Annotated in this window: 8 protein-coding genes, 1 tRNA gene and 1 pseudogene; 4 read left to right on the forward strand and 6 right to left on the reverse strand. The window is 45.6% G+C overall.

Annotation, left to right across the window (positions count from 1 at the left end):
* Positions 1-140 precede the first annotated feature (140 nt).
* From B7360_RS18360 to pepA, 3 genes are all read right to left on the reverse strand, one after another.
* Entirely contained in the window at positions 141-2,999 is a 2,859-nt protein-coding gene (locus B7360_RS18360; protein ID WP_046873613.1) for a valine--tRNA ligase, read from the reverse strand.
* Positions 3,000-3,095: 96 nt separating this feature from the next.
* A complete protein-coding gene (locus tag B7360_RS18365; RefSeq protein WP_085344299.1) occupies positions 3,096-3,545 on the reverse strand; it encodes a DNA polymerase III subunit chi in 450 nt (149 codons plus the stop codon).
* A 115-nt stretch (positions 3,546-3,660) separates the two neighbouring features.
* Positions 3,661-5,169 carry a leucyl aminopeptidase gene (gene pepA, locus B7360_RS18370; protein WP_005397459.1) on the reverse strand — a complete coding sequence of 503 codons (1,509 nt, stop codon included), beginning with the start codon at positions 5,167-5,169 and terminating at the stop codon, positions 3,661-3,663.
* Between the two features lie 200 nt (positions 5,170-5,369).
* Between pepA and lptF the strand changes: the two genes are divergently transcribed.
* Both lptF and lptG read left to right on the forward strand, forming a co-directional pair.
* On the forward strand, positions 5,370-6,470 hold the full coding sequence (gene lptF, locus B7360_RS18375) for an LPS export ABC transporter permease LptF (RefSeq protein ID WP_006742363.1): 1,101 nt from the start codon (positions 5,370-5,372) through the stop codon (positions 6,468-6,470).
* 3 nt (positions 6,471-6,473) lie between these two features.
* Positions 6,474-7,544 carry an LPS export ABC transporter permease LptG gene (gene lptG, locus B7360_RS18380; RefSeq protein WP_085344296.1) on the forward strand — a complete coding sequence of 357 codons (1,071 nt, stop codon included), beginning with the start codon at positions 6,474-6,476 and terminating at the stop codon, positions 7,542-7,544.
* Positions 7,545-7,631: 87 nt separating this feature from the next.
* Here the strand turns inward: lptG and B7360_RS18385 are convergent, their stop codons facing one another.
* A complete protein-coding gene (locus B7360_RS18385) occupies positions 7,632-8,111 on the reverse strand; it encodes an RDD family protein (protein WP_046873615.1) in 480 nt (159 codons plus the stop codon).
* Positions 8,112-8,295: 184 nt separating this feature from the next.
* The gene (locus B7360_RS18390; protein WP_048626860.1) at positions 8,296-9,564 is read right to left on the reverse strand and encodes a DUF2254 domain-containing protein; all 1,269 of its coding nucleotides are present in this window, start codon (positions 9,562-9,564) and stop codon (positions 8,296-8,298) included.
* Between the two features lie 227 nt (positions 9,565-9,791).
* Here B7360_RS18390 and B7360_RS18395 point away from each other — a divergent pair, with 227 nt between their 5' ends.
* Positions 9,792-10,457 carry an SDR family NAD(P)-dependent oxidoreductase gene (locus B7360_RS18395; RefSeq protein WP_085344297.1) on the forward strand — a complete coding sequence of 222 codons (666 nt, stop codon included), beginning with the start codon at positions 9,792-9,794 and terminating at the stop codon, positions 10,455-10,457.
* Between the two features lie 191 nt (positions 10,458-10,648).
* Positions 10,649-10,733: transfer RNA gene (locus B7360_RS18400), tRNA-Leu, on the forward strand.
* A 329-nt stretch (positions 10,734-11,062) separates the two neighbouring features.
* On the opposite strand, the pseudogene B7360_RS18405 reads toward B7360_RS18400, so the two are convergent.
* Positions 11,063-12,154 (reverse strand): annotated as a pseudogene (locus B7360_RS18405) (carbohydrate-binding protein); the annotation flags it as partial.
* Positions 12,155-12,244 lie beyond the last annotated feature (90 nt).

Genomic DNA, 12,244 nt, shown 5'->3' on the forward strand with positions numbered 1-12,244 from the left:
TAATGGATGATGAGTATTGTTGCGATAGGGGAAAGCTATTGATGATGGTTTTTGGTGAAAGATATACAAAAAAGGTTGACCATGATGGCCAACCTTTGGATTCAAAGTGAGAAGTGTTAGTTCTTCTCTTTTACTGAGGCTTAAAGTGCAGCGATCGTTGTCTTCTGCTCTTCTAGCTTAGCTAGTGTCTCTTTGTAGCCTTCAAGCTTCTCACGCTCTTTAGCAACAACCGCTTCAGGTGCTTTCGCTACAAAGCCTTCGTTGCCCAGTTTGCCTTCGATACGCTTGATTTCGCCGTGCGTCTTCTTGATTTCGCCATCTAGACGAGCAAGCTCTGCATCTTTGTCGATCAAACCCGCCATTGGGATCATCAGCTCAGACTTGCCAACCAGTGCCGTTGCACACGCAGGGGTCTCTTCGCCGGCTTCAAGCACGCGTACTGCTTCTAGCTTCGCTAGAGACATCAATACTTGTTTGCTTGCTTCTAGACGAGAGGCGTCTTTCTCATTCGCTGCTTTCAGCATAACGTCTAGAGGCTTGCCAGGGTTGATGTCGTACTCTGCACGTAGGTTGCGGATGCTAGTGATGAACGCTTTCACCCATTCGATGTCGTCTAGCGCTTCTTGGTGGAAGTTCGCTTCGTCGAATTGAGGCAGCGTTTGTAGCATGATTGTCTCGCCCTCAACACCGTCAACTAGTGGCTTGATGCTTTGCCAGATAGTTTCTGTGATGTAAGGAATCACTGGGTGAGCCAGACGTAGCGTCTTCTCAAGTACCGTGATTAGTGTACGGCGAGTACCACGCTGTTGCGCTTCAGTACCTTTCCATAGAACGGGTTTAGTTAGCTCTAGGTACCAGTCACAGAATTGGTTCCAGATGAATTCGTAAAGTGTGTTTGCAGCCATATCTAGACGGAAGTTGTCGATATGGTTGTTGAACGCTTTCGCTGCGAGTTCAAACTGAGACTCGATCCACTTGTCTGCTAGTGAGTACTCGATCTCACCTTCACCAAAACCACAATCTTGCTCTTCTGTGTTCATCATTACGTAACGGCTTGCGTTCCATAGTTTGTTACAGAAGTTACGGTAACCTTCAAGACGCTTCATATCCCAGTTGATATCGCGACCTGTTGATGCCATTGCTGCAAGGGTGAAACGCAGTGCGTCTGTACCGTATGCTTCGATACCGTTTTCAAACGTCTTACGCGTGTTCTTCTCGATCTTCTTCGCTAGCTGAGGCTGCATCATGTTGCCACAACGCTTCTCTACTAGAGACTCTAGGTCGATACCATCGATCATGTCGATTGGGTCAAGTACGTTACCTTTCGACTTCGACATCTTGTCGCCGTTTTCGTCACGGATTAGGCCGGTAACGTAAACTGTCTTAAATGGTACTTGTGGTTTGCCATTTTCGTCTTTCACGAAGTGCATGGTCATCATGATCATGCGTGCAACCCAGAAGAAGATGATGTCGAAACCAGTTACTAGCACGTCTGAAGGGTGGAATACTTTCAGATCGTCAGTTTGCTCTGGCCAACCTTGAGTACCGAACGTCCATAGCGCAGAAGAGAACCATGTATCCAGTACGTCTTCGTCTTGGTGCAGCTCAATTACTGACTCTAGGTTGTTGTTCTTACGAACTTCTTCTTCAGTGCGACCTACGTAAACATTACCTTGGTTGTCGTACCAAGCTGGGATGCGGTGACCCCACCATAGCTGACGAGAGATACACCAGTCTTGAACGTCACGCATCCAAGAGAAGTACATGTTTTCGTATTGCTTAGGAACGAATTGGATGTCGCCGTTTTCTACTGCTTCAACTGCTGTTTTCGCTAGAGGCGCAGTACGTACGTACCATTGGTCAGTTAGCATTGGTTCGATAACCACGCCACCACGGTCGCCGTAAGGAACTTGTAGATCGTGATCTTTCACTTCTTCAAGTAGGCCTAGCTCGTCGAATTCAGCAACGATAGCTTTACGAGCGGCAAAACGCTCCATACCGTGATATTTAGCTGGTAGCTCAGTGCTGTAAGCGTCGCTTGCTTCGCCGTTAGTGTTGAATACTTCTGCTGCGTCGCGGATGTTCGCGTCGAAAGTCAGAATGTTGATCATTGGTAGCTGGTGGCGCTTACCAACTTCGTAGTCGTTGAAGTCGTGCGCAGGTGTGATTTTCACACAGCCAGTACCTTTTTCCATATCTGCGTGCTCATCGCCCACGATTGGGATGCGACGATCAACGATAGGAAGGATGATTTCTTTACCGATAAGATCTTTGTAACGTGGATCTTCTGGGTTAACTGCAACACCTGTATCGCCTAGCATGGTCTCTGGACGAGTCGTTGCAACAACGATGTAGTCTTTGCCATCCGCTGTTTTAGCACCATCTGCTAGTGGGTAGCGGAAGTGCCACATGTGGCCTTTAGTGTCTTTGTTCTCTACTTCTAGATCTGAAATCGCGGTGTGTAGCTTTGGATCCCAGTTAACTAGACGCTTACCGCGGTAGATTAGATCGTCTTCGTATAGACGTACGAACACTTCTTGAACGGCGTTAGATAGACCATCGTCCATCGTAAAGCGCTCACGGTCCCAGTCTACTGATGCGCCAAGACGACGAAGCTGTTTAGTGATAGTGCCACCAGATTCGCCTTTCCATTCCCAGATTTTGTCGATGAAAGCTTCACGACCGTAATCGTGTTTTGTTTTGCCTTCTTCTGCAGCGATCTTACGCTCAACAACCATCTGAGTTGCGATACCAGCGTGGTCAGTACCTACTTGCCAAAGGGTGTTTTTACCCTTCATACGTTCACAACGGATAAGCGTATCCATGATCGTATCTTGGAACGCGTGGCCCATGTGTAGGCTACCAGTGACGTTCGGTGGCGGGATCATGATGCTGTATGATTCTTTAGTAGTGTCACCGTGTGGCTTAAAGTAGCCTTTCTCTTCCCAAGTCTGATACAGAGCTTGTTCGATTGAAGTTGGGTTGTATGTCTTTTCCATAGCGCTCTTTTAATGGATACGTTGATGGTTGAATCTTAGTCAATCTTTATAAGTGAGGGATCTTAACAAGATCGCCTTAACTATAAGGATTGACCGTTAAGGATATTGAATTTCGATCGTTTGCAGCTGGTAATCTGCTTGACGGTAAATTTTATATCTTTCTCTTGCGAGTTGTTTAGCTTTTTCTTCGCAGGGCACGAAGTCTACCACTTGAGCAAACTTGTTCGCAAAGGTTGTCTCATTTTCCGCCAAATTAATTACCAATTGACGATTCCAAGACGGCTTTACACCGTTATGGCCGATCTCAATATTGGTGGCGTATTTCGGTCCTTCGCCTACGAGGTTATGTGCCATGAACTTGTCTGCATCAACTTGCCAAAAGGCTTCAGCGAGCTGCTCGGCGTGTGGTTTGTCTTGGCAGTTTAAATACACTTTAGCGCCTTGGCGGGCAAAGTGCTGCGCCAAAAACACAATGTACTCTTCAAAGCCAGCCACCGTTGCTTGCGGGCTCTCTTCGTTAATGATGTAGAAGGTTGCAGTTTGCATCATTCTCTCACTTGCCTTGGGTCTCTTCCTAAGACCATCTTAAATCCCATTTTCATTTTAGAAAATTAGGATAATAAAAAAGGGCCTTGCGGCCCTTTTAGATTTTGTTCAGAAATTACTCTTCTGTCTCTTGGCCGCTGCGGTTCAAAAGGAATTGGACAAGCATTGAGACAGGACGGCCCGTTGAGCCTTTCGCTGCGCCTGATTTCCACGCAGTACCTGCGATATCGACGTGTGCCCAATTGTACTTTTTAGCAAACTTAGACAAGAAGCAACCCGCAGTGATAGTACCAGCAGGACGGCCACCAATGTTTGCCATATCCGCAAACGGGCTCTTTAACTGCTCGTGGTACTCATCAGCCATTGGTAGACGCCATGCACGGTCACTCGCTTGCTCTGAAGCGTTAACTAGCTCATGAGAAAGAGGGTTGTGGTTAGAGATAACGCCACTGATGTGGTGACCTAGTGCGATAACACAAGCGCCGGTTAGCGTTGCAACGTCAACCACGCAGTCTGGTTCGAAACGCTCTACGTAAGTCAGTGCGTCACAAAGAACAAGACGACCTTCCGCATCCGTGTTCAGAACTTCTACAGTTTGACCAGACATGGTTGTAAGGATGTCACCTGGACGGTAAGCGTTGCTGCCAGGCATGTTTTCACAGCCCGCTAGAACACCAATCACGTTGATTGGTAGGTTTAGCTTCGCTAGCGCTTTCATTGTACCGAATACCGATGCCGCACCACACATGTCGTACTTCATCTCATCCATACCTTCGCCCGGTTTTAGAGAGATACCGCCTGAATCGAAGGTTAGACCTTTACCTACTAGCACAATCGGTTTTGCATCTGAGTCAGGGTTACCTTTGTACTCGATGATAGACATCATAGATTCGTTTTTAGAACCACGACCGACTGCTAGGTAAGAGGTCATACCCAGTTTTTCCATCTCTTGCTCACCAATGATTTTGGTGGTTACGGTTTCGTAATCGTCCGCCAGACGACGAGCTTGAGAAGCGAGGTAAGCTGGGTTAGCTACGTTTGGTGGCATGTTGCCAAGATCTTTTGAGGCTTTGACACCAGATGCGATAGCGAGACCATGAGTGATTGCTTTTTCACCCAAGTTTAATTCACGACGCGTTGGTACATTGAAAACAAGCTTGCGCAGTGGGCGGCGAGTCTCAGGTTTAACGCTCTTGAATTGATTAAATGTGTATAGACCATCTTTAGTCGCTTCTACAGCCTGGCGCACTTTCCAGTATGTATCACGACCCTTAACATGCAGTTCAGTTAGGAAACATACCGCTTCCATTGAGCCTGTCTCGTTAAGTGTGCTGATCGTCTTTTGAATGATTTCCTTGTACTGGCGCTCGCCAAGTTCACGCTCTTTGCCGCAACCGACAAGTAAAACGCGCTCTGACAAAACACCTGGTACTTGATGCAGTAGCAGCATCTGACCAGGTTTACCCTCTAGATCACCACGGCGAAGTAGTGAACTGATGTAACCGTCACTGATTTTATCAAGTTGTTCGGCTACTGGAGAAAGGCGACGTGGTTCAAACACACCAACAACGATACATGCGCTACGTTGTTTCTCTGGACTGCCACTTTTTACACTGAACTCCATGCGTACTCCTACATCCTGAAGACAAATTGCTCTAAATGTTAGATAATGATCGCTTACTTGTTGAATTTTAGCTCCAGGCTTACATGCAGAGCTGATTAAGCGACTAACATCTAGTTTATAATTTTTAAAAAAATAAATGGTTCAACGGGAAACTATAGTGATTCGACCAAAAAAACAAGTTTTGTATAGGTAATTTCAGCGTGATTATTGTTAGATATTTGATCCGCGAAACACTCAAGAGCCAATTTGCGATTTTTTTCGTACTTTTTTTGGTGTTTGTAAGCCAGAAATTCATAAGTGTTCTTGCTGATGCTTCTGATGGGGATATTCCTGCTGGATTGATTTTCTCGATTGTTGGTTTGAATATGCCAGCAATGGGTCTATTAATGCTGCCTTTAAGTCTGTATATCGGCATATTGATCACATTTGGTCGTCTGTATGCAGAGAGCGAAATTGTCGTGATGAACGCGACAGGTATTGGTAACAAATTCTTGGTACAAGCGGCCTTGTACTTAGCGCTGATTACTTCTGCTGTGGCGGCTTTTAATGCATTGTGGTTATCGCCGTGGTCTCAAGACCGTGTAGAGCAACTTTATGAACAAGTGGCGGCAGAAAACAGCGTTGACTTGCTAAAGAAAGGGCAATTCCAAGGCACGCCAGATGGTTCATCGGTTGTGTTCATTGATGACATTAAAGACAATACCTTGAGCAATGTTTTTGTTGCGCAGATGCGTCCTCGAGATTCAGTGTTACCGAGTGTGATGTTCTCGTCTTCTGGTGAAGTAAAAGAACTGTCGGACGGCCGTCAGGTCATCACCATGAAAGAAGGCACGCGTTATGAAGGAGTACCTACTCGCGTTGAATATATGATCACAAAATTCGATGAATACGAAGGCGTTATCGGCCAGCGTGAGGTCAAAAAGAAAGGGCGAGATTGGGAAGCGTACCCAACGGTCGATTTGATTGGACACCCAGACCCAGAAGCGCAAGCAGAGCTGCAATGGCGAATTTCGTTATTTGTGTGTATTCCACTCTTAACGATGTTGGTTATTCCTTTGTCAGCGGTGAATCCGCGTCAGGGACGATTTGCCAAAATGGGGCCCGCGATTCTTATTTATCTAGCGTATTTCCTGGCGATTAGTGCAACAAAATCTGCATTAGAAGATGGTGACATTCCGGCGGCAATCGGCATGTGGCCTATTAATGCGATGTTACTGATTGTCGCAATCATGGCAAATATGATGGACAGCGTTGCTGCTCGACGAATAAAAGACAAATTCCGTAAGAAGAGGCTCGCGTAAGCTGTGTTCAAAATCTTAGACCTTTACATCGGTAGAACCATCATCTCTACCACTGCCTTGGTTTTAGCGACGTTTGTTGGCTTATCGGGCATCATCAAATACGTAGAACAGTTACGTAAAGTAGGGCGAGGCGTGTATGACCTCACTCATGCGTTGTACTTTGTGTTGCTCAGTGTGCCGCGTGATATCGAAATGTTCTTCCCAATGGCGGCATTACTCGGTGCCCTGATTGGTTTGGGTATGTTGGCGTCAAGCTCTGAGCTGGTGGTGATGCAAGCTGCTGGTTTCTCAAAGTTGGATATCGGGTTATCCGTGCTCAAAACGGCAGTGCCACTTATGCTTATCGTTATGACGTTAGGGCAATGGGGCGCTCCAGAAGCACAAAAAATGGCGCGTGACTTACGTGCGTTTGCGATATCGGGAGGTAGTATTGTCTCAGTTCGTTCTGGAGTTTGGGCTCGTGACGCAAACGACTTTATCTTTATAGGTAAAGTCGAAGACGACAAGCTTTATGCTTTAAATATGTGGCGTTTTGATGATGATAAGAATCTACAAAAAGTTATTTTCGCCGAAGAAGCCGACTATCAACAAGATAACAACTGGTTGATGCGCGACGTACAAATCACGGATATGAAAAATGAAAACGTGATTTCGAAGCAAGACATTGAACAGATGGAATGGCATACGTCATTGGCTCCAGATAAGCTAGCTGTGGTGACGGTAAAGCCTGAAGAACTGTCACTGAGCGGTTTGTATGATTACGTGACCTATCTGAAAGCATCTGAGCAAGATGCGTCTCGCTATGAATTGGCGTTTTGGCGTAAGTTGACACAGCCGCTTTCAATTGCCGTGATGATGTTGATGGCGCTATCGTTTGTTTTCGGTCCACTCAGAAGTGTGACCATGGGGGCAAGGGTATTGTCGGGCGTGGTTGCCGGGTTTACTTTTTATATATCCAGTGAGTTCTTTGGCCCATTAAGCTTGGTGTATGGCATATCCCCTGTGTTTGGTGCATTGGCCCCGAGCCTGGTGTTCTTAGCCATTGCGATTGCGCTGCTGAGAAGAAAGCTGTAGCTGAAGTATCACCGAATAAACCATGTTTCATCGGACTAAATGTAAAAGGAAGGCATTATGCCTTCCTTTTTTGTATTCCCGGATAAGTTAGTTTGCCTTAGGCAACACAACAACCTCTGTTTTTGCCCAAATGTCGTGGAACCCACGTTTCTTGGGATCAATCGGTACAGTCAGGTTTGCCAAACCAAAGCCAGATGTTGCAATGCGAATCAGGGCTTGAGTGACTGTAATCGGCGCGCCGTCTTTGGCATTGCGAACTCGAAGTTTCCAAGCGCGCATCCCAAGTGTTTGTCCTGCTCGCGTCCAGAAGAAGACAAAGAAGTATATCCACACAACCGCAAGATACAGTGTAAACAGAGGGCTTAATACAGGGTGCTTCCCGAGCATATCAGCGGCATCTGCGTACTCGCCATAGCTCAACAGCCCTGCAGCATTTAATGCAAACACAATGGCCATAACAATACCTGCGGCCATCATTTCAATTGCGATAATAATCAATGTGTCGTAAATCAACGCTGCAAGTCGACGAAAGAGACCAGCAGGTGGAAGAGTTGTAGACGTTGTCATTATTCCATCACTTACCTTAAAAATTGTGCGTCAGAATATAGATTCCCTCACCAAGAGAAAAGAGACCTAACGCACAGAGTCTTTAATTATGCATAAACGAAGTGACTTTTCTGCTGTGTGTTATGAACACATATCATGATGTACAAGGCCTTTCGGTAACCTATTTCAACTGAATTTTACTTGCCTAACCATTAGCTTTTTGGTCTGTAACTAGATTAGACAGATGAGAGAGTTGGTGTTTCTCATCTTCGGTATAATGCTGGCTCAAGGCGAGCTCTAAAGCTTTTTCTGATAGCTTGGTTGCAGGTGATAAAAACAACTTGGGGTGCATACTAGAAAGAGCCAGCAAGGCTTTTTGTAGGCGAATCTGTATTTGGAGTTGCGCTGCACCATCGTGCGCGATTGGCAAAAAGACATCATCAAATAAATCTTGGCAGCTTAATGCGGGCACAAATAACCTAGGGTATCGAGTCTTGGTAGGCGGCTCGCTGAGTAACTCTCCCCATAATGAAAGGGCTCGTACAGAACGCCCAAGAACATCAATCGCGGTACCGTTATCATTCACGGCGGGGGAGAGAGCTCGTGAGGCAATCTCCGCCATGACGACTAATCCAAAACGAGGATCTTGATCATAGGAACGCTCCGTTCGAATCGTGAAGGCCGCAGTTATTTCGTTTTCGTCTGGCAACGCTCCACAAACCCAAGCCAATGGTTGACTCACATACACAAAACTTCCTGGTTGTCGTTCAAGATAGATGGTGCATTGGTTTGCTTCAGCAATACTATCTAGATGATGCATATCAACATGCTGTAAGTAGCCAATTTCTTGGCTGAAAATAGGCTTGCTTCCTCTGGGTTTATGTTCTGGATGGCTCCATGGGTGAGCACCTAGCCAACGCTCTTTGCCCCGTTTTCTTATCGCATCTAACAAGGCTTGCTCTACGTATGAAGTGGTTTCACTGACCCTTCCTAGTACGGAAAGGTGCTGAATCCAACGTAGCAGAGTGAGTATGATCATCACGATTACGGCGATAGTCACGATGAATAGGTAAATTTGTGCTTGTTGATGATAGGCGCCAATGCCTAGCGCGATAATGCCTACCAAACTAAATAGAAAAGAGCCAAGAAAGGTCGCCAAAGCATTTTGTGTTGTGCTGTCTTCCATCAACAGTTTTGTCGCTCGCGGCGTTACCCCTGCACTAGCGGCACTGTACGCTGAGACCATTATATTGAGCGAGAATGTGGTCACCGCAAGCATAGAAGTCGCGAGGATATTTAATATGTTGTTAAGCAAATCCTTACTGACGTTGATTGCAGGAGGCAGAGTAATGAACTGGTTTAAAACAATGGATATTAGGGCGGTGGCGACAGCAAGTAAGGCATAAAGTGACGTGCGAACCCACAGTTTGCGCGTCATTTGCTTCAGTAACCATTGCCATTTTGACCCAGTCATTCGCATGCTCCTATTAGGTTCTTACTCGAAAGTCGATAGAAAATTCAGAAAGTTATTCTTGCTTAAGCATAGGTTAAATCTTCCTCGTTCTACTTGGAATTTCATGCATCATGAGAGTAAGAAAGCCGCTTGCTTCAAAGAATGGTGTTCTTGAGGTGTGAATTACCAAGATTCTGTTACCTTAATTGATAGATGCATTAAAAGTATGTGATAGAAAAGAGGTAGCCATGATTGTAATTACAGGTGCAAGTAGCGGTTTAGGGGCTGAGCTGACAAAGCGTTATGATGCGGAAGACAAAGAGACGTATATCATAGGAAGAAACACAGAAAAACTATCCGCACTAGCTAAACAACTCTCTCATAGCGTCGGCTATCAAGCTTGCAACCTCTCATTACATCAAGATGTGAAACACCTATTTGATGGGATGAAGCAGCCGCCTGAAATGGTCATTCATAGTGCAGGAAGTGGTTATTTTGGCGAACTGGAAGAGCAGGAGCCGGAAGAGATTCAAAAACTGATTGATAATAACCTGAATTCTGCGATTTATGTGTTAAGAGAGTTAGTAAAGCGTTACAAAGATCAACCGATAAAAGTGGTCATGGTTATGTCTACTGCTGCGCAACAGCCTAAAGCGCAAGAGTCTACGTATTGTGCTGTGAAGTGGGCTGTCAAAGGATTAATCGAGTCGGTTCGTTTGGAGTTAAAAGGAAAGCCAATGAAAATTATAGCGGTTTATCCTGGTGGAATGGATACGGAATTCTGGAAAACAAGCGGCAACATGATGGACACGAGTCACTTCATGCAAGCGGAAGATGCTGCCGAGATGCTCCATACGGCTTTGTCGAGCATTGGGAATGGTTATGTTTCTGATATTACAGTGAATAGAGTTTAAAAAAGAGTTACGTATACTCATTTTCATCTGGATCAGTAGTAGGAAATGGAGTGTACGTTTCTTATCAGTACAGCTTTGTCACACTTTGTGGCGAAATTATCAGCAAACGATAGTTATTTAAGGTATTTCTGCTTGCGCAGGTCAAAAGCTTCCGTATAATGCCAATCATCAAAGGGCAATAGCCCAAAGATGCCGGTGTGGTGAAATTGGTATACACGACGGATTCAAAATCCGTTGCCTTCGGGCGTGGCGGTTCAAGTCCGCCCACCGGTACCATATATAGAAAGGTCGCTCTTATAGCGGCCTTTCGTCATTTTAGGTGCTTGTAAATATCAAAAGAAAGTTAGCGTTGCCTTTGCGGTGGCGGTAGGAGTGCTTGTCCAATCAACTCTGCCCACGGGTACCATAATTCATATGATAAAGCCTCGACGAAAGTCGGGGCTTTGTTGTATCTAGGGTTTGTGAATTCAAATCCAGCGTGGCGTCAGGAATGCCAGGCCCAGTCAGTCCACTCTTTACTGCTTTCCATTTTTACTTTTCTAAAAATAAAAAAGCGCGAGGGATTACCTCGCGCAAGCTACTACATGATAATAGTAGGGAACAGCTTATAGAGCTGTGAACAAGGTGTTCTGTGAGTCAGGTGTCCAATCGGCTTGAGATACGTGTGGCACATTGACGAGATAACGTTTGCCAGAGTACGTCACAACATCTCCCTCTTTATATGAAACATTCACTTCCCAATTTGTTGCCGGATCAGCATTGGTCCAAAGGCTAGAGGTTGGGGAAGGTGCCCAGTCCTGCTGTGCGTTATGGCTGGTCACTGCTTGGTAAACGGTGCCTAAATGTAGGACGTAGTCGCCAGCGTTGTAGCTATGACCAACTTGCCAGTTTGGTGTGTAGTTATCCATCGTATCGAATACATAGCCAGCTTGTTTTGCTAGTCGGATAAATTCCGTTAATTTAGGTAAATTCTTGGTTGCGCCCATTCCTCGCTTACCGTCTTCAAACAAAAACTCATGCGTTAGAATAATGACCTTGTCTGCGTGGAGTGGTGTACCACATGGAAACTCTTGTGCTTTTGAATTGATAGGGTTGATGGTGGTAGGAGCACAGTTGTTCAATGCTGCATCTACGTAACCTAGGAAAGGTTCTGCCTCTGTTAGACTGTTGGCTGGCATTGCTATCCCCCAGTTTTCAGGTGCCCAATCCACATCCCAACCATGTGTTTGATAGCCTTTATTAGCCAGAATGTTTTGTACCGCAATTGAGGCTTTCACACTGTTTGATGGGGCGTTGATATCACAAACGTAGCCTGGTTCCCAAGGTTTAAAGTCATCAGACGTTGCACATAATCCATCTGCTTTGAAGTCTTTAGTCACGCGCCAGCCGTTGGTGTAGGGCAGTCTAGCAAACTCTGTTGCCTTATAATTCGGGTAGCTTGTAATGTTAGGCAGATACTTTTCTAAAACAGATAAGTTTTCTGTAAACATTGAGGCATCGTAAACAGGATCTTGGTACGAGTTAAGCTGGTGGTCGCCGGTAGCATTACATTCTGCTGCGCTATTAGGTCCAAACTCATCAACGCAGTTATGAACCATATGATCGTAACTATGGTTCGCGACAATATGACCAGTGTCTAATGCGAGCTTTAAGGCTTCTAGCGAACGGTCTTCATTCTCATCACCAATTCCGTCTAAGAACCTATCTCAATAGGTGTTGTCTGAGTAAATCAACACCTATTGAAAATACTGTAAATGAATTCGACACAATACCTAATCTCTGACGCC

Source organism: Vibrio sp. ArtGut-C1 (genome assembly GCF_002105475.1).
Lineage (GTDB): Bacteria > Pseudomonadota > Gammaproteobacteria > Enterobacterales > Vibrionaceae > Vibrio > Vibrio diabolicus.